The 25,089-nt window shown below is 64.1% G+C and carries 17 protein-coding genes and 1 rRNA gene; 11 read left to right on the top strand and 7 right to left on the bottom strand.

Translation table 11 applies throughout. The features are described from left to right. Positions 1 to 7: 7 nt before the first annotated feature. Together rrf and FQ755_RS22850 are read left to right on the top strand one after the other, a co-directional pair. Positions 8 to 121: ribosomal RNA gene (rrf, locus tag FQ755_RS22855) — 5S ribosomal RNA — on the top strand. Between the two features lie 548 nt (positions 122 to 669). Next, on the top strand, positions 670 to 996 hold the full coding sequence (locus tag FQ755_RS22850; protein WP_144157293.1) for an H-NS family nucleoid-associated regulatory protein: 327 nt from the start codon (positions 670 to 672) through the stop codon (positions 994 to 996). A gap of 16 nt (positions 997 to 1,012) precedes the next feature. Here FQ755_RS22850 and FQ755_RS38770 read toward each other — a convergent pair whose 3' ends face one another. The 3 genes from FQ755_RS38770 to FQ755_RS22835 form a co-directional block, all read right to left on the bottom strand. Beyond that, the gene (locus FQ755_RS38770; RefSeq protein WP_222105773.1) at positions 1,013 to 1,324 is read right to left on the bottom strand and encodes a transposase; all 312 of its coding nucleotides are present in this window, start codon (positions 1,322 to 1,324) and stop codon (positions 1,013 to 1,015) included. A 725-nt stretch (positions 1,325 to 2,049) separates the two neighbouring features. Then, positions 2,050 to 2,295 carry a hypothetical protein gene (locus FQ755_RS22840; RefSeq protein WP_144157292.1) on the bottom strand — a complete coding sequence of 82 codons (246 nt, stop codon included), beginning with the start codon at positions 2,293 to 2,295 and terminating at the stop codon, positions 2,050 to 2,052. A 134-nt stretch (positions 2,296 to 2,429) separates the two neighbouring features. Then, positions 2,430 to 3,707 carry an MFS transporter gene (locus tag FQ755_RS22835; protein WP_144157291.1) on the bottom strand — a complete coding sequence of 426 codons (1,278 nt, stop codon included), beginning with the start codon at positions 3,705 to 3,707 and terminating at the stop codon, positions 2,430 to 2,432. 104 nt (positions 3,708 to 3,811) lie between these two features. Here FQ755_RS22835 and FQ755_RS22830 point away from each other — a divergent pair, with 104 nt between their 5' ends. Then, a complete protein-coding gene (locus FQ755_RS22830) occupies positions 3,812 to 4,711 on the top strand; it encodes a LysR substrate-binding domain-containing protein (RefSeq protein ID WP_144157290.1) in 900 nt (299 codons plus the stop codon). 39 nt (positions 4,712 to 4,750) lie between these two features. Here the strand turns inward: FQ755_RS22830 and FQ755_RS22825 are convergent, their stop codons facing one another. From FQ755_RS22825 to msrB, 4 genes are all read right to left on the bottom strand, one after another. Next, positions 4,751 to 5,104 carry a gamma-glutamylcyclotransferase family protein gene (locus FQ755_RS22825; RefSeq protein WP_144157289.1) on the bottom strand — a complete coding sequence of 118 codons (354 nt, stop codon included), beginning with the start codon at positions 5,102 to 5,104 and terminating at the stop codon, positions 4,751 to 4,753. A gap of 102 nt (positions 5,105 to 5,206) precedes the next feature. Beyond that, positions 5,207 to 5,917 (bottom strand): peptide-methionine (S)-S-oxide reductase MsrA, encoded by a 711-nt coding sequence (msrA, locus tag FQ755_RS22820; RefSeq protein ID WP_409937536.1) that lies wholly within the window; start codon positions 5,915 to 5,917, stop codon positions 5,207 to 5,209. 97 nt (positions 5,918 to 6,014) lie between these two features. Further along, positions 6,015 to 7,931 carry a cytochrome c biogenesis protein DipZ gene (locus FQ755_RS22815; RefSeq protein WP_144157287.1) on the bottom strand — a complete coding sequence of 639 codons (1,917 nt, stop codon included), beginning with the start codon at positions 7,929 to 7,931 and terminating at the stop codon, positions 6,015 to 6,017. Between the two features lie 41 nt (positions 7,932 to 7,972). Continuing rightward, positions 7,973 to 8,485 carry a peptide-methionine (R)-S-oxide reductase MsrB gene (gene msrB, locus FQ755_RS22810; protein WP_144157286.1) on the bottom strand — a complete coding sequence of 171 codons (513 nt, stop codon included), beginning with the start codon at positions 8,483 to 8,485 and terminating at the stop codon, positions 7,973 to 7,975. 259 nt (positions 8,486 to 8,744) lie between these two features. On the opposite strand from msrB, the gene FQ755_RS22805 reads away from it, so the two are divergent. From FQ755_RS22805 to FQ755_RS22770, 8 genes are all read left to right on the top strand, one after another. Then, complete coding sequence (locus FQ755_RS22805) at positions 8,745 to 9,494, top strand: response regulator transcription factor (RefSeq protein ID WP_144157285.1); 750 nt, start codon at positions 8,745 to 8,747, stop codon at positions 9,492 to 9,494. Continuing rightward, entirely contained in the window at positions 9,491 to 10,969 is a 1,479-nt protein-coding gene (locus FQ755_RS22800; protein ID WP_144157284.1) for a sensor histidine kinase, read from the top strand. Before FQ755_RS22805 ends, FQ755_RS22800 begins: the two co-directional genes overlap by 4 nt. A gap of 137 nt (positions 10,970 to 11,106) precedes the next feature. Beyond that, positions 11,107 to 12,225 (top strand): exonuclease SbcCD subunit D, encoded by a 1,119-nt coding sequence (locus tag FQ755_RS22795; RefSeq protein WP_144157283.1) that lies wholly within the window; start codon positions 11,107 to 11,109, stop codon positions 12,223 to 12,225. Beyond that, complete coding sequence (locus FQ755_RS22790; protein WP_144157282.1) at positions 12,222 to 14,846, top strand: AAA family ATPase; 2,625 nt, start codon at positions 12,222 to 12,224, stop codon at positions 14,844 to 14,846. The genes FQ755_RS22795 and FQ755_RS22790 overlap by 4 nt, the downstream gene beginning before the upstream one ends. Beyond that, positions 14,843 to 18,466, top strand: a complete 3,624-nt coding sequence (recC, locus tag FQ755_RS22785) for an exodeoxyribonuclease V subunit gamma (protein WP_260858799.1) — start codon at positions 14,843 to 14,845, stop codon at positions 18,464 to 18,466. Before FQ755_RS22790 ends, recC begins: the two co-directional genes overlap by 4 nt. Beyond that, positions 18,466 to 22,338, top strand: coding sequence for an exodeoxyribonuclease V subunit beta (recB, locus tag FQ755_RS22780; RefSeq protein WP_144157281.1), 3,873 nt, complete (start codon positions 18,466 to 18,468; stop codon positions 22,336 to 22,338). Before recC ends, recB begins: the two co-directional genes overlap by 1 nt. Then, complete coding sequence (gene recD, locus FQ755_RS22775) at positions 22,335 to 24,488, top strand: exodeoxyribonuclease V subunit alpha (protein WP_144157280.1); 2,154 nt, start codon at positions 22,335 to 22,337, stop codon at positions 24,486 to 24,488. The genes recB and recD overlap by 4 nt, the downstream gene beginning before the upstream one ends. Before the next feature lie 193 nt (positions 24,489 to 24,681). Next, positions 24,682 to 25,065 carry a transposase gene (locus FQ755_RS22770; protein WP_144157279.1) on the top strand — a complete coding sequence of 128 codons (384 nt, stop codon included), beginning with the start codon at positions 24,682 to 24,684 and terminating at the stop codon, positions 25,063 to 25,065. Positions 25,066 to 25,089: the final 24 nt, after the last annotated feature.

The raw sequence follows: 25,089 nt of genomic DNA, 5'->3' as shown, positions 1-25,089 counted from the left end.
AGTCATGCCTGATGACCATAGCGTGTCGGTACCACCCCTTCCCATCCCGAACAGGACCGTGAAACGACTCCACGCCGATGATAGTGCGGATTACCCGTGTGAAAGTAGGTAATCGTCAGGCTCCCTCGCAGAAAACAGAAACCCCACCCCAAAAGGTGGGGTTTCTGCGTTTACGCGGCATAAAAAAGCTCGCAAGCGAGCACGTCGGGCCGTGCCATTTTCCCCTTGCCGCGCCGTCCAATTCACGCGTAACCAACGCCTGTCAGACATTGCGCTATCATGTGCGTATAACGCGAAAACACTGGCCTGCGCGAGGCACCGGAAACGGAACGTGCAGCAGAAACCGGCCAGTCAAAATCGCCGCATTTTTTCAGCATTATCTTTTCAATTGCTACCGTGACGCTGGCTCAGCGCTATCTCCCGCAACGGGGCGCGCCGGACCAGCCGCCTCTCGGCGCGGTAAGCATGATAGGGACTTTCATTGGGGACAGGTCGTTCCGCAAGCTCTGAAGCGACCCAACCTGATTTGACCAGCGAGCATTTCCGCAGATGTATCGACCTGTCGCCGCCGGCAACAGCGACGGCATTCATCCAACGCATTCGCCGTATATCGAGCTATCCAATGCTCGACGGAAAGCTGCAAGATTCATATTAAGGACGGGTTACTCTATGGACGAAAGGAAGCGAGACAGCATGATTGCTTACCTCCGCCACCGCATGGAAGAGTTTGGCATTACGCCAGAGGCCCTTGCTTCAGCAATGGCAAGTGACGAATCGGAAAAGACCAAAGCGCGCTATCGCGACGTATCGGGCGAGACCTGGTCGGGCGAAGGCGAGATGCCTCAGTGGCTCAAGCAGGCGATCAGCGCGGGGCAATCCATCGAACACTTCGCACTGTCGGCCAAAGAGGCGGAGAAGGCGCCCGCGAAGCGGGGCGTCGATTGGGAAAAAGACCCCTTCGCCGGAAGCCCCCTCGCACGCTCGGGCGGACGATAGTCGCTACTGTCTGCCCTCAGCGGCCGCAGTCGATGGTCCCACCGCTCGTCATCGGCGAAGTCGTAAGGCCGTCCAGGGCGAGCGCGGTCAAGACGGCGTCCATGACGCCTTCGCGCTTCCATTTGAGCCACTTGGCGTAGCAGGTTTGTTGTGCAGGGAAAGTGGAAGGAAGGTGATGCCATTTCTCCCCGTTGATCAAGACCCATAGGATCCCATTGAGCAACTGGCGCGGATCGGACCGTGGGCGACCTGTTCGCGATGAAGCCGGTTCAACGAGTAACGGCGCGACCCGCGACCAGTCCTCGTCGGAAAGTGGAATTGCTAGCACGTTGTCAACCCTCTATCTTCGGGGATCTTCTAAATTAGCCGCCGAATCGTGACTCGGTGACGCCGGTTCAATGCCGGCACCCGGCCCTCCACAGTTTTGCCATTACGTTGGCACCGGGATGGTGATTTCGGTCACTGCGCACCAAAACGGCACGCAATTTTTCGACTCTCTCAAGTTCTTAGTAATCCTTCAAAGTACACGGATACCCGCTCTTCATGTTACGAATTGCGGATGGTCGCTGCATACCTTGTTCAACATCACGCAGCAACGCAGTGCCGGCCTCAGCCGCATCATGCGATGTGCATAAGAGGTGATTCTAGTATTTCTTTTTCATTCAAGTAAGGGTCCGACGCGTGGTTTTGATGCGAAAACGTTTGCGGACGACGGCTTTATTGGAGGATTAATTCAAGCCCCATTTATCGATCCGGGACATTATGGAAAGCCTTTTCCATGCAAATTAAAAATTGCAATGACGGGTCCATAATCATTTGATGTGAGGCCGCAGCAACGGCGTGCGTCGACACTTCAACCGCTTAGCTTGAAGACGTGACCCGGGCGAAGAATGGGAGCAATAGACGGATAGATTCGGGCAGCCTGCACAGACCGCGCGCAGTGGCTGCGAAGCAGATGCTTTTAAGTAGTCGTGCAGGAAGTTCTGGCGCCGGAAAGCACCGCGAGGAGCGCCGCGGTCGCCAGAGGGTTCTCATCAACTTCAGACAGCACGATCACGCGACCGCGTGCCCTTCTTCGAGGAATTCGTCGATCACGGCAATCGCGCGATGTTCGAGCGAGTTCATTGCCATCAAGGGATCGATCTTGACGCGAGGGATTTTCAGTTCCGGGCCCGGCGGCACGCCTTTCGCGCTATCCCCGTCGATCCGCTCGATCACGGCGCGGCAGACCCACTGAACGCCGAGTTCATCCGGCGCTACATCAACACTTACTCGAAAACCACGGTGCTCGAATGCCACAAAACTCTCCCAACATACAACGATAGGTCACGCTCGACGCACCACGCGACGAGCCGAGCGGAAATGCTAGCACGCTACCCCGAATCTTTTCAGCGAAGCGGGCAATCGCGCCGCGATCCACCATCCTGCACTGATTACGAGTTGTTGCGTCCAGCCGCCGTTTGCCCAGGCATCGCATACAGCCACAGAGAGATGGCGAGTCCAATCAGCAGCAACGCACACGCCATGGCAACCACGCCGTGCCAGCCGTGCAGATTCCAGAATACTCCGCCAAGCGAGCCGACCACGCTCGACCCCAGGTAGTAGGCAAACAGATAAAGCGACGACGCCTGCGCCTTGCTGACCTGCGCGCGGGCGCCCACCCAGGCGCTGGCGATCGAATGCGTGCCGAAGAAGCCGATCGTCAACACCGCCACACCGGCGATAATCAGCCAGAGCTGGTTCGAGAGCGTCATGGCCGTCCCCGCCAGCATCAGGATGAACGTGGCCGGCAGCACGACTCGCCGCCCGAGCCTGCCCGAGATGCCGCCCACCATGGTCGAGCTGATAATGCCGAACAGATACACCGCGAAAATAAAGCCGATGCGGGTCTGGCTAAGCGAGAACGGCGCGGCGACCAGGCGATAGCCGACATAGTTGTACACGGTGACGAAGCTGCCCATCAGCAGGAAACCTTCGGCGAACAGGAGCGGCAGCACGCCATCGCGCAGATGGCTGCCGAACGCGCGCACGAGCGGAGCCAGGCGCAACTCGCGGCGCACGAAGTGACGCGACGGCGGCAGAAAGCGCCACAGCACGGCGGCACTCAAAATGCCGAGCACGCCGATCACGAACACCGCCGAGCGCCAGCCCCAGACATCGGTGATCACCCCGGTCAATAAACGGCCCGCCATGCCGCCGAGGCCCGTTCCGCCCACATAAAGACCCATGGCATGGCCGAGCGAACGAGGATGCATCTCCTCGCCGACATACGCCATCGCCACCGCGGGCAGGCCGCTCAGCGCCACGCCCATCAATGCGCGCATCACCAACAGGGTGGTCCAGTGAGGCACGGCGGCGCAGATGACCGTAAGCACCGCCGAGAGCAGCAGCGACGCGACCATGATCGGCTTGCGGCCCCACGTCTCGGATAGCCCGCCCGCCACCAGCATCGACACCGCCAGCAGACCCGTGGTCAGCGACAGCGCGAGACTCGCGCCCGCCGCGCTCACGCCGAAATCCGCCGAGAAAAGCGGCATCAGCGGCTGCACGCAGTAGAGCAGGGCAAAGGTGGCGAACCCCGCCGCGAAGAGCGCGAAATTGGTGCGCCAGAAAGCCGGCGTGCCGTGCTCGATTTTGTCGGTCAGCGCCCGAGGCGCCTCGCCGGCTGCGGCGAGGACGGCCCCGATGACGTTGACGTCGTGCTTACCCATGATTCGATGACTCCATTGCCAGTATTGCGTCAGACTGAATGATGCAAGCGCGGCATGTCGAAGTCCAATATCGTTTTGGCCGTTATTGATACATAATTCATATCATGGATCTACGCCGCATTCGCTACTTCATCGTGCTGTCCGAGGAACTGCATTTCGGGCGGGCCGCGCAACGTCTGAACATGGCCCAGCCGCCGCTGAGCCAGCAGATTCGCGTGCTGGAGGAAGAACTGGGCGCTCGGCTGTTCGACCGCAGCAACCGCCGGGTGGAATTGACCGCCGCCGGCAAGGCGCTGCTGCCCGAGGCGCGCGCGCTGCTGGAGCAGGCCGGGCGCACGGAAGAGGTGGCGCGGCGGGCGCAGCGCGGCGAGCTGGGCGAACTGCGGGTCGGCTTTACGGGCTCGACCGCGTTCAGTGTGGTGATTCCGCAATTGATCTACGAATACCGTCGCCGCCTGCCGGGGGTGCATCTCAGGCTCGAAGAACTGACCACCCGCCAGCAGCTGACCGCGATGCTCGAGCAGCGCATGGAAGTGGCGTTCGTGCGCGGCGCGACGCGCCCCGAGTTGCCACCGGCGCTGCAGGCCACGCGTCTTTTCGAAGATGCACTCGTCGCGGCGCTACCGGCGCAGCATCCGCTCGCCGTGCAGGGCGGCGCGCTTTCCGTGGCCGCGTTCAAGGATGAAGCCTTTGTGATGTATCCGCGCGAGAGCGGCACCGGCGTGTACGACCAGATCATCGCACTGTGTCAGCAAGCCGGTTTTGTGCCGCGAGTGGCCCAGGAGGCGCGTGAATCGCCGACCATCGTCGGTCTGGTGGCTGCCGGGCTTGGAGTCGCGCTCGTGCCGGCGTCGCTGCAGAGCATCAACGTGAACGGCGTGGCGTACCGGCCGTTGCGCGAAAAGGCCGCGCGCTCGGCGATGTGGCTGGTGTTGCGCGCCGGTACGTTGACGCCGCAGGAAGCGCTGATTGCCACGCTCGCGCGGGAAATGGGCGCGGGCTGATGCATGGCTTCATGCGCAAGCCCAAAGCCTAAGCCTGCATCAGACGCTAACGTACACCCACGCCTGCGCGCCGGATTTGAGCGTCACGCTGACACGCTTATAGTCGGCAACTTCATAGCGATCGGCCGCTTCCAGTTCTTGCGGCGTGATCTCGAAGACCATACCGGCGATCTCCTGCTGCGGATCGTTGCCCGGTTTGATGATCGGATGGTGGGTCTTGCCGCTGGTCGCCAGCACCTGCGGGTCGGTGATTTCCACCCACGTCTGGTCGTAGCCCAACATCGAGTCGGCACGTCCGTTCAATTCGCGGCCAAAGTTGGCGAGCTGAACGGCTTTGTCCTGCAACGTCCCATACGAAAACAGCAGCACAGTTGCTTGAGTCGATGTGGTCATGAAAACCCCGGGTCGCAGCGTAGTATCGAAGGGGATACAGCGTAGCGCGCCGGCGTGGTTTTGTATATCGAGCACCACGCCGGCGCATCCGCGCGCTTCGCCTTACGACGACGCCACTTTCAGCAACACCGGATCGTTGCGATACAGATCCGGGTACATCTTCTTCAGATCGGTCACCTTCGGCAAATCGTTGATCGCGATGTACGGATAGTCGGGATGCAGCACGAGGAAATTCTGGTGATAATTTTCCGCCGGATAGAAGCCCTTGAAGTTCTCCACGCGGGTCACCACCGGTTGCGAGAACACATGCGCTTTGTCGAGTTGGGCGATATACGCCTGCGCGACCATCTTCTGCTCCGGATTCACCGGAAACACGGCCGAACGATATTGCGTGCCGTGGTCCGGACCCTGGTAGTCCAGCTCGGTCGGGTTGTGCGCCACCGAGAAGAAAATCTGCAGCAGACGGCCATAAGTGATCTGCGTCGGGTCATAGGTGATCTGCACGGATTCGGCATGGCCGGTATCGCCGCCGCTCACCGTTTCGTACTGCGCGGTGCTGGCCGCGCCGCCCGAATAGCCGGCCGCCACCTGCTTCACGCCGCGCACATGTTCGAAGACGCCTTGCACGCCCCAGAAGCAGCCGCCGGCAAACACGGCGGTTTCGCTATGGGTCGCGGCGACTTTTTCGTCCTGCACCGGCGCCGGCACCTGGGTCGCCGGTTCGGCCGAGACCGCCAGGCGCTGCAGCGCGATGGCGCCCACCGCGAGCGCCACGACGCCCGCCACCTTGGCGAGGGATGAACGCTTGCGCAAGGAAGCTACCTTGGTAAAGAGTGTGTTCACGATTGTCAGTCCCTTAAGTGATGGGTAGTTCAAACGACGTATCGATGTATCGATGCCCGGTCCGGCCTTAGCCGAACGTGAATGAGTAAGCCTCGACGCCCGGATCCAGAAACTCGATGGAGAAGGTGTGATCCTTGACGTCGCCCGCTTGCCGTACCAGTTGATAGAGCCGTTCTTCCGTCACCGTGCCGCTGCCGTCGGCGGCGACGTCGCTGCCATGCGCGGCGCCCGGCGCGGCGCCATCGATGCTCACGCGAAAGTGCACGGGCTTGCCGTCCTTGTTCGGTCCGAGCACCAGATGCAGATCGCGTGCATGGAAGCGGTAGACGATGCCGCCCGATGCCGCGCTCAGCGTGGCGTGTTCGGCGCCGACCTTCCATTTGCCGTCGAGACCCCAGTCGTTGAGCGCGGGCTGGGTGGGCGCGGCATACGCGTGCGTCCGGTCTTCCTCTTCGCCGCCCGGCGACGCGAAATTCTCGGCACGTGCATAACCAATGTAGGTCTCCGGCGACTTCATGTCGCCATTGTCAGCCGCGGCCTCGACGCCCTTTACGCTCGCGTCTGTCAGGCCGGTCGGCACGTTGGTCGCGTTTGCGTGGCCCGCTTCGGCCAGCAATTGCTGGATGACCTTTTCGGACTGGGCGTAGTCGCCTTCGCCAAAGTGGTGATAACGGATGCGTCCCTGTGCATCGACGAAATAATGCGCCGGCCAGTACTCGTTGTTCAGCGAGCGCCAGATGGCGTAGTTGTTGTCGATGGCGACCGGATAGTCGATGCCGAGGTCGTGCGTCGCCTTCTTCACATTGTCGATATTGCGCTCAAACGCGAATTCCGGTGCGTGCACGCCGATCACGACGAGCCCCTGGTCCTTGTACTTCTCGGCCCATGCTTTCACGTAAGGCAGCGAGCGCAGGCAGTTGATGCACGAGTAGGTCCAGAAATCGATCAGCACGACCTTGCCGCGCAGACTTTGCGCCGTCAGCGGCGGCGAATTGAGCCATTGCACCGCGCCATTCAGCGACGGCAACTGGCCTTCGATGGGCAGCGCCGGTTGATTTTCCTGCACCGTTTGCGACGCCCGCATCATGCCGTTGGAAGCGGCCATCATCGCGCCGCCCGCGTTGGCATCGGAGGCGGACATGACGTCGTTCGAGGCGGCGGTGGGATTGGCCGACATCATCGCGCCGCCGTCAGCCGGGGCCGGCGTATTGCTGGCTACCGTGGCGGACGAAGCCGAAGCGTCACCCGCCGCCGCGCCGCTGGGAGAGAACCGGTCGACCAGCTTTTGCTCGATGCCGCCGGTCGCGACCGTCGATACCCGGGTCAGCACGCCTGTGTCCAGCCCGAACGCAATCGCCACCACACCGGCCAGCATCGCCGCGCCGATACCGCGGCGGATCCATTCGCCGGCGCCGAGTGAGCGCTTCATCGCCGTAAACACCCGGCCGCCGATCAACAGCGCGACGGCCAGCGAGGTCGCCGCACCGGCCGCGTAGGCAATCAGCAGCAACGTCGTGCCGACGCTCGCGCCGCGCAGCGCGGCGCCCGTCAGCACCAGACCGAGGATCGGACCGGCACACGGCGCCCACAGCAAACCGGTGGCGATGCCCAGCAGAAACGACGAGCCGGCGCGAACCTGCTGGCCGTCGGCCTGGGCGAAGTTCGACAGGCGATTGCCGGCGCTCACCAGCGGCCGCATCAGATGGTCCGCGAAACGCGGAAATAGCAATGTCAGGCCGAACACGGCCAGCAGCGCAATCGCGATCCAGCGGCCATACTGGTTGGCCTGCGTCACCCAGCCGCCGCCGACGGCGGCAAGCGTCGCCACGAGGGCGAACGTGAGCGCCATGCCGGCGAGCAGCGGCAAGCCGCTGCGCACGAACGGCTGATCGGCGCGCGCAAAGACGAACGGCAGCACCGGCAAGATGCACGGACTGAGAATCGTCAGGGCGCCGCCAAGATAGGCAAGAACGATGAGTAACATGACTGATCCCGGTTATATGGGCTATAGGTGGTCGATTGGGGTCAGGCGGCGGCGGGCGTAAAGTTGAGCGCGAGGCCGTTCATGCAATAGCGCAGGCCGGTCGGCTTCGGGCCGTCGTCGAAGACGTGGCCCAGATGGCCGCCGCAGCGCCGGCAATGCACTTCGGTGCGCGTCATGCCATACGAACCGTCTTCGCGCGTCACCACCGCGTGGTCGAGCGGCGCCCAGAAGCTCGGCCAGCCCGTATGGCTGTCGAATTTCGTATGCGACGAAAACGCGTCGAGCTGGCAGCCGGCGCACGAGAAGACCCCGTTGCGGTGTTCGGTGTTCAGCGGGCTCGAGTAGGGGCGTTCCGTGCCTTCCGCGCGCAACACCGTGTATTGTGCGGGGGTCAGCATCTGACGCCATTGAGCCTCGGTGCGCGTGAATTCGAAATTCTCGGCCGGCTGCGCGGCGCTCGATTGCGCGACCGCCGTTTTGGGCCAGCGGCTCACGGCGGCCAGCGCTGCGACGGCCGCGCCGCCTGCAAACAGAAAACTTCTACGACTTTTCATGAGGTTCCCCTGGGTGCCAATCTGCGCGATCTGCGTGATCTGCGGGTAGTGACGCCATCCTAGGCCTCTGGCCGTGTCAAAGTCCTCACGAAAAGTTAAATTAAATGTGATAACTCGCGGGCCGGAAATTTTGCACAATGGCGTAACCGCGGCTTTCCAGGGATGGGTCCCGCCGCCGCCGTGCATCGGCTTGAAACCGCCTGCCCGGTAAAACCGTCCGCATCCCGCTAACTCCAACCCGACCGGCGTTCCAGGCCCCATGGATCACCCAAAGCGCGTTTTGATCGTCGAAGACGACGTGGACATTGCCAACGTTCTCAGCCTGCATCTGCGGGACGAACGCTATGAAGTCGTGCACAGCGCCGACGGCAGCGAAGGCCTGCGTCTGCTGGAGCAGGGCAACTGGGACGCCTTGATCCTCGACCTGATGCTGCCCGGCGTCGACGGCCTGGAGATCTGCCGGCGCGCCCGCGCGATGACGCGCTACACGCCGATCATCATCACCAGCGCGCGTTCGAGCGAAGTGCACCGGATTCTCGGCCTGGAACTGGGCGCCGACGATTACCTCGCCAAACCGTTCTCGGTGCTCGAACTGGTGGCGCGGTTGAAAGCGCTGCTGCGGCGCGTCGACGCCATGGCGAAAGACTCGCGCATCGACGCCGGCACGCTCCAGATCGTCGGCCTGACGATCGATCCGCTGACGCGCGAGGCGGCCGTCGAAGGGCGCCGCATCGAACTGACGCCGCGCGAGTTCGATCTGCTGTACTTCTTCGCCCAGCATCCGGGCAAGGTCTATTCGCGCATGGACCTGCTCAACGCCGTGTGGGGTTATCAGCACGAAGGCTACGAGCATACCGTCAATACCCACATCAACCGTCTGCGCGCGAAGATCGAGGCCGATCCGGCGCAGCCCGCGCGCATCCTGACCGTCTGGGGCCACGGCTACAAGCTCGCCGTCCCCACGGATGGAGCCGCCGCGCCGGACGCCAGGCCGAAGGATGCGCCGTGAATCTGACGCTCACCCAGCGGCTCCTGATCGTTTTTTCGCTGCTGCTGCTGGCGTGCTGCGGCGCCTCGGCGTGGCTGCAAATCCGTTCCAGCGACCTGCATGAGAAAGAGGTCGTGCAGGGCCTGTCGCGTGATCTCGCCGGGCATATCGCCCGCAGCACCTCGTTGATGGACGCCAATGGCTTGCGTCCCGATGCCGTGCGCCAGTTGTTCGGGCAATTGATGGCGGTGAATCCGAGCGTCGAGGTGTATCTGCTCGACAACGACGGCCGGATCGAGGGCGACGACGCGCCGCTCGGCCGCGTCAAGCGCGCTCAGGTGGATCTGGCGCCGATCCGCCGCTTCATCGCGGGCGACGCGCTGCCGATTCTTGGCGACGACCCGCGCAGCGCCGACGGCCGCAAGGTGTTCAGCGCCGCGCCGTTGCAGGCGGCCGGCCAGGCGCCGTCGGGCTATGTCTATGTGGTGCTGCTTGGCGAGGCGCACGATCAGCTGGCGGCGCGCGTGGCGGCCAGTTCGGTGTTGCGCACCACGCTGTGGTCGATGGCGGTGGTGGCGCTGCTGGGGCTGGTGGCCGGCCTGATGGCGTTCGGTCTGATCACGCGGCCGTTACGGCGCCTGACCGAGGCGATGCGCCGTTTCGACGCCGACGGCGAGCCGGACACCCAGCCGCAGGTGCCGCGCTCGTCGGCTGTGGGCCAGCGTGACGAAATCGCCGTGCTGGAAGCCACTTTCGCGCAGATGGCCAATCGCATCGGCGACCAGTGGCGCGCGCTGCGGCGCCAGGACCAGCAGCGCCGCGAACTGATCGCCAATATTTCGCACGATTTGCGCACGCCGCTGACGTCGTTGCACGGCTACCTCGAAACGCTGTCGTTGAAAGCGGATTCGCTCAGTGAAGTGGAGCGCAAACGCTATCTGGGCATCGCGCTCGCACAAAGCGTCAAGGTGGGGCGGCTCGCCCAGGCGCTATTCGAACTGGCGCGGCTCGAGCACGGCAACGTGCAGCCCGCGCTGGAGGATTTCTCGCTGGTCGATCTGGTGCAGGACGTGTTCCAGAAATTCGAGTTGTCGGCGGAGGCGCGGCGTATCAAGCTGCGGGCGGGGATTCCGCCGCGTCTGCCGACGGTCTGCGCGGATCTCGGCATGATCGAGCGGGTCTTGACCAACCTGCTCGACAACGCGATTCGCCACACGCCCACCGAAGGCACCATCGACGTCGAACTCACGCATCGCGACGGCAAGGTGCAGGTGACGGTCAGCGATACTGGTCCGGGCATTCCGGCGGCGCAGCGCGAAGGGCTGTTCGAACGGCCCTTCAGTGCGGTCGGCGCACATCGCGGCGGCGGGTTTGGGCTGCTGATCGTGCAGCGCATGCTGCAATTGCATCACAGCCGGATTCGTCTGGTCGAGCGCGAAGGCGTGGGAACCACGTTCTCGTTCGAACTGCCGACCACCAGCGTGGCGCATGCCTGAACGGGACCGACCGTGGTCCCTTAAACTCTCCTTTTGACCTGACGACTCTACGAGGACGCGTTTCGCCCCGGTGTCACGGTAACATCCATGATTCATGACGCACGCAGCTTCGCCGTCATTCATAGAATGGAGACCCCATGATCAGATTCCTGCACACCGCGGACTGGCAGATCGGCACGCAATTCGGCCAGTTCGACGCCGAAGAAGCCGCGCATCTGGCCGAAGCGCGTTTCGAAACGGTGCGCCGGATCGCCGCCGAAGCCGCCGCACGCCGCGTCGATGCAGTGCTGGTGGCCGGTGACGTCTTCGATCAGCAGACCGTCTCCGACACGGTCATCCGCCGCCTGTTCGGCGCATTGGCGGGCTTTGGCGGCCCGTGGATCATGCTGCCCGGCAATCACGACGCCGCGCTGGTGGAAAGCGTCTGGACCCGTGCGCAACGCCTGAACTGCATTCCCGCGAACGTGCGCGTCGTGCTGACGCCGGGCGTGATGTTGTTCGACGAGCTCAAATGCGCGTTTCTCTGCGCCCCGCTGACGCAACGCATCACCTACGACGACACGACCGCTTTCTTCGATCAGGCAGAGAGCCCGCCGGACTATTTCCGCGTCGGCCTCGCGCATGGCAGCGTGAGCGGCATCCTGCAGGAGGGCATCGATTCAAGCAACCCGATCGCACCGACCCGCGCCGCCACCGCGCGCCTCGACTATCTCGCGCTGGGCGACTGGCATGGGCACTTCGCCGTGAACGCGCGCACGTGGTATGCCGGCACGCACGAACAGGACCGCTTTCGCGCCAACGATCCAGGCTACGTGCTCGACGTCACGTTGCAGGAACCGGGCGCGCTGCCTTCGGTGCAGGCCGTCGCGATGAGCAAGTATCGCTGGCTGCGCTGGGAGGAAGAAATCGTGGTGGCGAGCGATGCCGACGCCTTGAAGCAGCGTCTGCAGGCCCTTGGCGCGGGCGACGTCCTCAAGCTCGAAATACGCGGCACGACCGACCTCGCTTGCGCCGAGAGCGTGCGTCTCGCCGTCGACGAAACTCGCGCGCGGGTGCGGGCGCTGCGCGTCGAGACGACCGATCTGCAGGTACAGCCCACTGCCGACGACCTCGCCGCGCTCGGGGCGCAAAGCGGGTATTTAGGCAAAGTGGTCGCGCGTTTGCGCGATCTGCAGGCGGACCCGCAGCAGGCGCCGCTCGCCGCCGAAGCACTGTTGCTGCTCGCGCAGTTTCAGCGTGAAGCGAGGGCTGCATGAAACTCGAAAGTATCGCGATTCAGGAATTCAGGCAGTTCACCGGACGTCTTTTTATCGGCGATCTGCAGCCGGGGCTGAACCTCTTCACCGGCCCGAACGAAGCCGGCAAGAGCACGATTGCGGAAGCGGTGCGGGCGGTGTTTCTCGAACGCTATAAGGCGTCGCATCTGAAAGACCTGTTGCCGTGGGGCAAAGCAAGCGGACAACCGTCGGTGGAAGTGAAGTTCGATCTCGATGGCGTGGCGTGTACGTTATCCAAGCAGTTCGTGTCGCGCCAGCGGTGCGATTTGAGGATCGGCCAGCAGGTCTTCAGCGAGGATGAAGCCGAGGACCGGCTCGCCGCATTGCTCGGTTTTTCACGGGCGACGCGTGGGGCAATGAAGGCGGACCAGGCGGGCGTGCCCGGACTGTTGTGGGTGCAACAAGGTGAGACGCAAGACGTGCGCGACGCGAGTGGCCACGCGGCGCTGTATCTGCGCGATGCGCTGACGCAGTTGTCGGGTAGTGCCGGCTCGGCTGGCGAAGATGTGTTGATCGGCGCCGTGCAACGCGAGTTGCGGCAATTGCTCACCGCCCGCACACAACGATCGACGGGGCCGTTAGCCGAAGCGGAACAGACGCTGGCTACGCTCGCGCTCGAATGTGAAGCGCTGGAAGCGCAACGGCGTCAATTCGACGAAAACCTCACGCGTCTTGCCACGCAGCAGGAAGCGTCCGAGGACGCGCAACGCAAACGCCCTTGGGAAGCGCACGAGCAAAAGGCCGTGCAGCAGGAGGCGCGTGCCGTTGCGGTGGCCGAACTCGAACGCAGCGTGCAGGCACTGGCGCAAACGCTGCAACTCAGCGAAGTGGAACTGACGCACGCCTTGCAGCAGGAACAAAGCGCCGCAGATCAGGAAGCGGCGCTCGCCAACGAGCGGCTGTTGCTTGAGAAGGCTAAAGCCGCCGTGCTCGCCGCCGAGGCCGAGCATGCTCAGGCGAGCGAGAACGTGTCGCGCTGCCGGCTGGCGAACGACGCCGCGGCCCGCGCGCTGGAACTCGCGAACGCCGCGACGATGGCGCAGGACCTGCACAACCAGATCGCCATGTATCACGCGGAAATCGAGCGGCTGGAGGCCTCGATCGGCGCCGCTGAGGCGGCGCAAGCGGCGGTGCTCGATGCCACGCGATCTGCCGCCTCGCTCGAAATCGACGTCACGCAATTGCAGCGGCTGCCGGCGCTCGAATCGGACATTAGCGTGCTAAAGGCCCGCAAGGAAGCCGCAATGACGCGCATCGACTACAGGTTGAGCGGCACTATCGTCGTAGGTGGCGAGTCGTTCACCGGCGACGGCGTGTTGCGTCTCGAAGACGAGCAGACCATTGGCTTGCCGGGTCTCGGCGAACTGCGGATCGTGCCGGGTGTTTCCGATCTTGCCGCGCTACGCGCCGAGTTGTCCGCTGCCGAAGCACAGCGGGCTTCGATCTTGCAGGCATTGGGCGTAACCTCGCTCGCCGGCGCGCAGGCCCGGCATGAACAATGGAAGGCGCAACTCGCGCATCTGCAAAGCCAGCAGAAGATTCTCGCGGTGCATGCGCCAAAGGGCATCGAGCCTCTACGCAGCGCCCTGGAGAGTGCACACGCGCGACGCCAAACAGCGGATCAGCGACTTGCCGCATTGCCGGACGTGACCGGCGCACTGCTCGTGGACGACGCGCGCCGCGCGGCCGACGAGGCACGCCAGGCACTCGACTCCGCCACTCGCGCGCTGGCGCAAAGCGGCGAACGTCGCTCAAACGCGCTGGCGACCAGCGGCTCGCTCGCGGGTCAGGTACAGCTTAAAGAAACGCAATTGCAGGACCCGGCGTTCCGCGAGCGGCGCGCGCAATGGCAGGCGAAAATCGTCGAACAGCGCGCTCACGTGGCTGCACTGACCAGGCAGCGTGACGCGCGCAATCAGGAACTCGGCGCTGCGCGCACCGACGATCCGGCTGCGGAGGCGAAACGTTATCGCCAGTCGGCGGCCATCGCGCGCGCCGAGCAACAGGAACGGCAGGTGCGTATCGCCGAACTGCGCAGCCAACTCGAAACCATGGGCGCCTCGGGACTCGGCGAAAAGCTCGCATCCGCGCGCGCCGCGCTCGAACAGATGGAGCGGCGCAAGAACGAACTGAGCCGGCGTGCCGGCGCGCTGAGCCTGCTCGACAAGGTGCTGGTCGAGGAACGCGATTCGGCGGTCGCGCAACTTCGCGCGCCGTTGACGGAGCGATTGGGTCATTATCTGAAGCGAATCTTTCCGCAGTCCGCGCTCGAACTCGGTGACGACCTGAGCCCCATCGCCTTGCAGCGCGAAGGCCGTATCGACACGCTCGAGGCCCTCAGTTTCGGCACACGCGAACAGATGGGGATTCTCGCGCGTCTCGCTTATGCGGATCTGCTGAAGGCGTCGGGACGCCCCACCTTGCTGATGCTCGACGACGCCGCCGTCCACACCGACAGCACGCGACGCGATGCCATCAAGCGCGCCTTGCTCGACGCGGCCACGCGCCACCAAATCCTGCTGTTCACATGCCACCCCGAACTGTGGGACGACCTGGGCGTCAAGCAGCGCGCCATCGACGATCTGAGGGCCGCAGCATGAGTGCGATTCCCGCTGGACTGATGCTTGTTCACGGCAATCAGCCGGAGCGTTTGCGCGACCTGATGGTGCAGTGGATTCGCCAACATCCGTTGGGGCCGCTGGAAAAAGAGGTCATCCTCGTGCAGAGCAACGGCATCGCGCAATGGCTGAAGCTCGCGCTCGCCGCGGACCCGGAAGACGGCGGTTGCGGCATCGCCGCTGCGCTCGACATGTCGTTGCCTGCGAGTTTTTTGTGGCAGGTATATCGCGCCGTGCTCGGCGACGAAGCGGTGCCGGCCATCTCACCGTTCGACAAAACGCGCCTCGTGTGGCGTCTCACGCGGCTATTGCCCGAATTGCTCGAGGCGCCGGACTACGCGCCACTCAAGCGCTTCATGGCGCACGACGGCGATCAGCGCAAACGCTTCCAGCTCGCGCAGCGTGTTGCGGATCTGTTCGACCAGTATCAGGTGTATCGCGCGGACTGGCTCGCGGCGTGGGCCGCCGGCGACGACGTGCAGATCGACGCACGCAACCGGCGCACGCCGCTGCCGGAGGAATACCGCTGGCAGGCCGCGCTGTGGCGTGCCTTGCTGGAGGACGTGAAGGCGCACGCCCCGGCTGGAACGGACACGCGGACGGCCGGACGTGCCGCCGTCCACGACGAATTTCTGCGTCGCGCCGCGCAGTTGCCCGAGGACGAGCGGCCGCGCGGCTTGCCGCGCCGGGTCATCATCTTCGGCATTTCGAGCTTGCCGCGCCAGGCGGTGGAAGTGCTCGCCGCGCTTTCGCGCTGGACCCAGGTGCTGATGTGCGTGCATAACCCCTGCGCGCACTATTGGGCCGATATCGTCGCGGATCAGGATCTGTTGCGCGCGCAACGTTCGCGTCAGCAGCGCCGCGAGGGCGCGCCGGCCACCATCGACGACGCGCAGTTGCATCTGCACGCCCAGCCGCTGCTCGCGGCATGGGGCAAGCAGGGGCGTGACTTTATCGGCCTGCTCGACGAATACGACAGCGCCGAAGCGCGCGAACGCTACACGGCACATTTCACCGGCATCGGCCAGCGCATCGATCTGTTCGAGAGCGACGACGCATTGACGATGCTGCAGCAACTGCAGGACGACATCCGCGATCTGCGGCCGTTGCGCGAAACGCGTGAACTATGGCCCGAAGTGGACCCGGGCGCGGACCACTCGATCCGCTTCCACGTCGCTCACAGTCCGCAGCGCGAAGTCGAAATTCTGCATGACCAGTTGCTGGCCGCGTTCGCTGCCGATCCGACATTACGTCCGCGCGACGTGATCGTGATGGTGCCGGATATCGAGGTGTATACGCCACACATCCAGGCGGTGTTCGGCCTGCTCGATGAGCAAGACCCGCGTCATATACCGTTTAGCGTCGCCGATCGCGGCCAGCGCGACTTCGATCCGCTGATCGGCGCGCTCGAAACCTTGCTTGCGCTGCCGCAATCACGCCTGACCGTGAGCGACGTGCTCGATCTGCTCGAAGTGCCGGCCTTGCGCGCACGCTTCGAGATCGGCACGGACGACTTGCCGAAGCTGCGTAGCTGGATCAGCGGCGCCAATATTCGCTGGGGACTGCATGCCGAACAGCGCGCGAGTCTCGGCCTGCCGCAAGCCGGCGACGAAAGCGCACCGAATAGCTGGGCCTTCGGCATGCGCCGCATGCTGCTCGGCTATGCAGCCGGCGACAAGGCCGGCGCGTGGAACGATATCGAACCGTATGCGGAAATCGGCGGACTCGACGCGGCCTTGCTCGGACCGTTGACGCGTCTCATCGATGCATTGGATGAAACCTGGCAGACCTTGCGTCAAGCGGCCACGGTACCAGAATGGTGCGAGCGCTTGCGCTGGCTCAAAACCACATTCTTCGCGGCCGACGACAGCGAAGACGCCTACACGCTGGAACGTCTCGACGCCGCGCTCGAAGCATGGCGCGATGCGTGTGAAGAGGCGGCCTTGACCGGCGAATTGCCGCTTTCGATTGTTGCGGACTACTGGCTATCGCAGTTCGAAGGCGGCGGCCTGACGCAGCGCTTCTTCGCGGGTGCGGTCACTTTCGCCACGCTGATGCCGATGCGTGCGATCCCGTTTCGCATCGTCTGCCTGCTGGGCATGAACGATGGCGACTATCCGCGTAACCGCATGCCGCTCGATTTCGATCTGATGCGACGCGACTATCGTCCTGGTGACCGCTCGCGTCGCGAGGATGATCGCTATCTGTTCCTTGAAGCGTTGTTATCGGCGCGCGAACATCTGCATGTGTCCTGGGTGGGGCGCAGCGTCAACGACAACACGCCGCGGCCGCCTTCGGTGCTGGTCGGCCAGTTGCGCGATCATCTGAAGGGCGGGTGGCGCCTCGAAGGCGCGGCTGATGACGAACCGGACGCGCTGCTGGATGCGCTAACCGTGGATCACCGTTTGCAACCGTTCAGCGCCGAGTATTTTCCGGCGCGTCCGAATGTGTCGCCGTTATTCACGTATGCGCGGGAATGGGATCAGCAGGAGTTGAAGTCCGTTGACACCCGCGAGCATGGCGACGCGGCTTTGCAACCGCTCGAACGCGACGAGCCGCTTTCCGTGCGTGAACTCGCGGACTTTCTCAAAGACCCGGTCAGGAGCTTTTTCCGGCAACGCCTGCGCGTGAGCTTTGAAACCGAGGACGCGTCGAGCGAAAATCACGAGCCGTTCGAAGTCGACCAGCTCGAAACGTGGCAGTTGCAAAACGAGCTGATCCGCGCCCAGGCGGCGGCGCTCGAACGCGGCGACGAGGATCTGTTGCCGGCAGCGCTGAGCCGCCTCGAACGCATGCATCGCAGCGGCGATCTGGCGGCGGGCGGCTTCGGCAAAGTGATCGCCGCCGAGTTGATGGAACCGATGGCCGACCTGTTCGAACGATTCCGCACGGAATTGCAGCGCTGGCCGGAGCGGCTCGATGAGCAGTACGAACTACGCCTGGACGGTGACACCGACACCCGCGCGCTCAGCATCGAAGACTGGATCGGCGAACTGCGCGCCGGTTCCGACGGCAGCCGTGGCCGGGTCTTTCTCGACCCCGGCACGCTGATCAAGGACCGCAAATATCGCGGCGACCGCCTCATCGTGTATTGGGTCGCCCATCTCGCTGCACAGCTTGCTGCGGGCGCAGTGACCACGGTAATCGTCAGCAAGGTGGGCAGCGTCGAATTCGCGCCGCTCGCGGCGGAGCAGGCACGCGCGCATCTGCTGACCTTGCTGCGTGCGTGGGACGAAGGCATGCACCGGCCGTTGCCGCTTGCCGTCAAAAGCGCGTTCGCGTGGCTAAGAAAGCGACCCGGCGCGCTCGACTTCATGGATCCGCAGGATTTTGCCGGCGCAGCGCACGAAAGCGCCGAACTCGCGGCGGCGCTCGTCGACGCGCGGGACGCCGCCCGTGTCACGTATGAAGGCGCGGGACGCCAGCAAGGTGAGCGCGACACCAACGCCTATTTGCTGCGCGCATACCCCGATTTCGGCGCGCTTGCCGCGTCGGGAGAATTCGAACGGCTCGCTGTGGCGTTGTTGTTGCCATTGCACCGCGCGATTCCGGCTTCCTCGTCGAAAGCGAAGAGCGCGGCGACTCAAACGGGAGACGCGTAATGAACGCCACCCAGACACAAACGTTCGCCGCGCCAGCCGAAGTGCTGCGGCCGCTCGAATTTCCGCTGCTGGGCAGCAGCCTGATCGAAGCCAGCGCGGGGACCGGCAAGACCTTCACGATCGCAATGCTATACGTGCGGCTGGTGCTGGGTCATCGTGGAGCGGAGGGCGAGGCGCGTCCGCTGACGCCGCCGGAGATTCTCGTCGTCACGTTTACCGATGCCGCCACCAAGGAGCTGCGTGAGCGCATCCGCGCTCGACTGATCGAAGCGGCCGGGTATTTCCGTGCCGACCCCGCTGAAATCGAGCCGCTTCCGGTGGGCGAGGATCTGCTGCACGATTTGCGCGACGCGTACCCGCAGGAGCAGTGGGGCGCATGCGCGCGTCGCCTGCAACTGGCTGCTGAATGGATGGACGAGGCGGCGGTCTCCACTATCCACGGCTGGTGTAATCGCATGCTGAGCGAGCATGCATTCGACAGCGACAGCCTGTTTTCCCAGACACTCGAAACCGACCAGAGCGAGTTGCGCGCGGAGGTCGTGCGCGATTACTGGCGCACCTTCCTCGCGCCGCTCGACGCGCAATCCGCGGCTGAGGTGCGTGAATGGTTCGGCAGCCCGGCCGCGTTGCAGACGCAGATTCGCGGTTTGCTTGGCCATGCCGATTTGCTGCCCGAGGCGCTCGCGCCCGTCGACGCCCTTCAGCAGGCGCGCGAAAAACAGCGCGAGCATCTCGACAGTCTGAAAGCCAATTGGCCGGTCTGGTGCGACGAGATACAGGTGTTGTTCGACGACGCCCGCGCGAAGAAGCAGTTCAAGGCCACCAGTCTGAACGCGCCGAACTGCAAGAAGTGGATCGACAAGCTGCGCGACTGGGCCAACGATCCCGAGATGCTGCGGCCCGACTTCGAGGATTCCGCCGCCGTGTGGACACGCTTTACGCCGCCCGGTCTCGCGGAAATCTGGCTGAGCGGCGAGCCGCCGATGCACCCGGCGTTCGTCGCCATGGAATCGCTGCGCGAGGCGCTGGCTGCGCGGCCCACGGCGTATCACGCGGTGCTGTGCCACGCGGCGCGCTGGATTGCGCAGCGCTTCGCGGAGGAAGAGGCGTCGCGTTCGCAGATGGGCTTCGACGATCTGCTCACGCGTCTGAACGATGCGCTCCACAAACCGAATGGCGCACGCCTCGCCGAGATCATCAGACAGCAGTACCCGGTCGCGTTGATCGACGAGTTTCAGGACACGGACCCGGTGCAGTATCGGATCTTCGATGCTGTCTATCGGATAGCGGAGAATGATCCAGATACGGCAATTATTTTGATCGGGGATCCTAAGCAAGCTATCTATGCGTTTCGTGGCGCGGATATCTATACTTATCTGGAAGCACGGCGTGCCTGTGCGGGCCGCCTGTTCACGCTGAAGAAGAACTTTCGCTCGACGCGCGAGATGGTGGCGGCCGTCAATCGCTGCTTCGATGCGGCCGAAGAGCGGCCGGATGGCGAAGGGGCATTCCTGTTTCGCGGCGCAGAAGGCAGCGACAACCCGCTACCGTTTATCGAAGCCGAGGCACAGGGCCGCAAGGACCGTCTGCAAGCCGGCGGTGACGATGTGCCTGCATTGAGCGCGTGGTGGTTGCCGCCCGCTGAGGACGGCAAGCCGCTCAGCAAGGAGGCGTATCTGCGCAACATGGCCGCCAGTTGCGCAACCGAGATGGTGCGCCTGCTCAACCTGGGTCAGACCGGCGCGGCGGGTTTTAGCGGCGCAGCGCACGGCGCCCTCACGCCTTTGCAACCCGCGGACATGGCGGTGCTGGTCAACAACGGCACCGAAGCGCGGGCGATCCGCACGGCGTTATCGGAGCGCGGTGTGCGTAGCGTCTATCTGTCCGATCGCGATTCGGTGTTCCAGACCGAACAGGCTGGCGAGTTGCGGCACTGGCTGGCGGCATGCGCGGACCCGGACGACGGACGTCTGGTGCGTACCGCGCTGGCGACGGTCATACTCGGACTCGATTGGGCCGCGCTCGACCGCTTCAACAGCGACGAACTCGCGTGGGAGGCCGTCGTACTGCAGTTCCGCGGCTACCGTGATTACTGGCGCAAGAAGGGCGTGCTGCCGATGCTGCGTCGCCTGCTCAACGACTTCCATGTGCCGCAGCGTCTGCTTGGGCAGACGGCGGGCGCCGCGGTCAACGGCGAGCGCGTGCTGACGAATCTGCTGCATCTGGCCGAACTGTTGCAGCAGGCGAGTTCGCAACTCGATGGCGAACACGCGCTGATCCGCTACCTCGACGAGCAGCGCCAGGACGCAGGCGGCGGCGCGGGCGGCGATGCACGGCAACTGCGGCTCGAAAGCGACGCGGGCCTCGTACAGGTGGTGACGGTTCACAAGTCGAAGGGGCTCGAATATCCGCTGGTGTTTCTGCCATTCGCCTGCACCTACCGGCCGGCCAACGCCAACGACATGCCGCTCAAATGGCACGACGAAAGTGGCCAACTGCATATCACGTTAGGCGACGCCGACGTGCTGCCGCGCGCGGACCGCGAGCGTCTCGGCGAAGACCTGCGCAAGCTGTACGTGGCGCTCACGCGGGCGCGTTACGCGACGTGGGTGGGCATTGCGCCGATCCAGAGCGTCGAGTTGAGCGCGTTCGGTTATCTGCTCAGTGGTGGCCGGGCAATCGCGGCCGCAGAACTCGGTGAACTGCTTGAGCAGTTGAGGGGGACGTGCGCCGAGATCAGCGTCGCCGAAGCGCCGCCCGCCAACGACACGCCATTCGTGCCGCGCGGTGCGCAACAGCTTCGCGGCGAAGCGCGCCGAGTGCCGCGACCCGTGCGCGAACATTGGTGGATTGCCAGCTATTCGAGCCTGCGCAAGGAAGGCGGTGTGATTGGCGGCAGCATGACTCATGCGCTTCCCGCGCCCGCAATCGAGGTGGAAACGGACGAGTCGCGCGACGCTCCGCAGACGCGCAGCGAGGACGTGTTTCACGAATTGCTTGAAGCCGAAGCGCTCGACGACGCCGAGGATGAGGCGACGTCGCAAGCGGGCGGGTCCGCCGTACTCGCGCTTGCCTTGAATGCGGAGCAAACCTTGCATGGTTTCCAGCGCGGCGCGGACGCCGGCAGTTTCCTGCATGATCTGATGGAATGGGCCGCCGAGGAGGGCTTCGAAAAACTTGCCGCGGACGAGCAACGGGTGCGGGATACGGTTGCGCGGCGCTGCAATCTGCGTGGCTGGGCGCGCTGGATCGAACCGCTGACGCAGTGGCTGCTTGACCTGTTGCGCACGCCGCTCGCACTGCCTTCGGTAGATGGCGAAGGGGTGGCGCCCGTCGTGCTGGCGGATCTCACTTCATACATGGCGGAAATGGAGTTCTGGCTGGCCGCGCATACGGTCGATACACATGTGCTCGATCAACTGGTGTGCGACATGACGCTCGATGGCGCAGCGCGGCCTGCGCTCGAACCTGCCCGCCTGAACGGCATGCTCAAGGGCTTTATCGATCTGGTATTCGAGCACGAGGGCCGCTATTACGTGGCGGACTATAAATCGAACTGGCTCGGTCCCGAGGATGCAGCCTATACGCCGGCAAAAATGCGCGCACAGATTCTGCACTCGCGCTATGAACTGCAATATGTGCTGTATCTGTTCGCGTTGCACCGGCTGCTGAAGGTGCGCCTGCCCGATTACGATTACGACCGCCATGTGGGCGGCGCGGTGTATCTGTTCCTGCGCGGCGGCCGGGCGCCTGGTCAGGGTCTGCATATCGAGCGGCCGCCGCGTGAGCTGATCGAAGCACTGGATGTGCTGTTTGCGCATCGCGCGGATGACGAAGATACCCCGGAGTATGCGTTGAAGGAAGCCGAATGACGACCCGCTCCACCGATACTCTCGCCGCCGCCGACGCCAAGGGCGACACGCCGCGCATGCTCGGCGTGCTCGATCAATGGGTCGAGCGCGGCTGGTTGCGCGCACTCGACGTCGGCTTCGCACGGTTTCTCTGGAGCGAGGAGCCGCAAGCGTCGCCGCTGCTGGTGCTGGCCGCTGCGCTCGCCAGCCATCAATTGGGACGCGGCCACGTGTGCCTCGATCTGCAGGCGACGCTCGACGATCCTGCCTTTGCGTTGTCGTTGCCGCCGGATGGACCGCAAGCGGTGACGGCGACGGCGCCGCCGCAGTCACCCGCCGAGGTGCTGACCGGCGTCAACCTGGCGCGCTGGCTCGCGGCATTGAACCAACCGGCGCTGGTCGGCGCGAGTGCGGGCAATACGCCGCTCGTGCTGGTCGGCACGCGGCTGTATCTGCGCCGGTATTGGCAATATGAACAGGACGTGCGCGCCGGGATCGAACGGCGGCTCGCGGCGTCGGCGCAAATGGAGGCTTCGTTGCAGGCCGATTCCGCACGCGCAGCATTGGATGTCTTGTTTCCACCGCGCGCTGCGAGCGCAAACGCGAACGCAGATTCAAGCGGCGCCGACTGGCAAAAGCTCGCCTGTGCGCTGGCTGCGCGCAGTGCGTTCAGCATCATTACGGGTGGTCCAGGCACCGGCAAGACGACGACGGTGGTGAGGCTGCTGGCTTTGCTGCAGACGTTGGCGCTAAGCAACGCCACGGCGAATCCGTTGCGTCCTGCACGGCCCTTGCGCATCCGGCTCGCGGCGCCGACCGGCAAGGCTGCCGCGCGCCTGAATGAATCGATCGCGGGCGCGGTGGAAAAACTGCCGGTGGACGCGCTGCCGAACGGCGCCGCGGTGCGCGAGGCGATCCCCACTGTCGTGGCCACGCTGCATCGTGTGCTGGGCACGCGGCCGGATAGCCGGCGCTTCCGTCACGATGCGAGCAATCCGCTGCCCGTGGACGTGCTGGTGATCGATGAAGCGTCGATGGTCGATCTGGAAATGATGGCCGCCGTGCTCGATGCACTACCGGCTTCGGCGCGGTTGATTCTGCTGGGCGACAAGGATCAGTTGGCGTCGGTCGAAGCAGGGGCCGTGCTGGGCGAGTTGTGCGAACGCGCGGGCGCGGGGCATTACACGCCGGCGACACGCGATTGGCTGCTGGCGGCGACCGGCGAGCGCATCGACGCCACCATGCTCGACGAAGCGGGTACGGCGCTCGATCAATCCGTGGCGATGCTGCGGCGGAGCCATCGTTTTTCGGCGCAGAGCGGCATCGGCCAACTCGCGGCGCTCGTCAACGCGGGGGACGCGGCGGCGGTCGCACGCGTCTGGACACACGGCCACGCGGACCTCGCGCTGCTGGTGTGTTCCGCGCATGACGATGCCTCGTTCAGGGCATTGGTTATCGACGGATACGGCGGGGCGGCGGCAGCGCCGCAACTGTTTGGCGCGAATGGTGAGCCGGGACGTCCGCGATACGGCTATCGGCATTATCTGGAGACCATGCGCAAGCAGCAGCCCGGGCGTGATGCCGGACCCGAGGTCTTTGATGAGTGGGCGAGAGACGTGCTTAAAGCACATGGCGAATTCCAGTTGCTATGCGCGCTGCGGCGCGGGCCGTGGGGCGTCGAAGGACTCAACCGGCGCGTCGCGCGTCTATTGCAGGAAGACGGTTTGATTGCCGCACGCGGGGAATGGTATCCGGGCCGGCCCGTGCTCGTCACGCGGAATGACTATGAGCTTGGGCTGATGAATGGCGACATCGGCATTACGCTTGAACTGCCGGGACCGACGCCGGAGAGCTCGATGCTAAGAGTGGCCTTTCCTGCCGGCGACGGCGTGGGTGGCATCAAATGGGTGTTGCCGAGCCGCCTGCAGGCGGTGGAAACGGTGCTTGCGCTGACGGTGCACAAATCGCAAGGCTCCGAGTTCATGCACGCGGCGCTGGTGTTGCCCGATACGTTTAGCCCGATCCTGACGCGCGAACTGGTGTACACCGGCATCACGCGGGCGCGCGCGTTCCTGACGCTGGCTGTGCCGGAGGGCAAACCCGTACTCGATCAGGCAGTGTGCGCGAAAGTGCAGCGCGCGAGCGGCTTGATGGCGGGGTTTGGCGAGTGAGGGGATTTCAATGCGACCGGGCTGCAAGCGAGACTCGCGACTAGCCCTGCGTGCAAGGCCTTATGCGGATCTGACAAGATTTGACTTTCTTTGCGTAGCGCTTAAGTTAAGCTGACCGCAAGGCTTTGTCGGAGGGCGTAGGCCTTCTTCGCCACAGTGAATCTCAGCCGTTTAGTACGGATTCCTCACTTGCATGAATACTCCAGAATCGACCCAGGCGCATTCGCCGATGCCCTCTGCGCTCTTTCTCGATGACCTGACCGACGCGCAGTGGGAACGGGTTGTGCCGCTCTTGCCTGAGTTGAATCAGCACGTGGTTCGTCGCGGACGTCCATGTGTCAATCTGCGTGGTGTCGTCAATAGCGTGCTGTGGGTGTTGCGCAGCGGCAGGCCGTGGAATGCCATGCCGGAACACTATCCGCCATATCAGACTTCACATCGGTATTACTTGCGTTGGCGCGAGACCGGTGTGCTGTCGGAGATTGCATTCGAACTGTTTCGCACGGACGCCGTGCTGACGCGCTACGTTTCGCGCAAGCGCGACCCAAACGAGCGGCACGAGAGCAAAGCCGCCTGAGATCCGGCTTTAGCCTGAGCCCAG

This window comes from Paraburkholderia sp. BCC1885 (genome assembly GCF_900996235.1).
Lineage (GTDB): Bacteria > Pseudomonadota > Gammaproteobacteria > Burkholderiales > Burkholderiaceae > Paraburkholderia.
The sequence above is the reverse complement of the archived record's forward strand: the minus strand, read 5'-3'. Positions and strand labels throughout refer to the sequence as shown.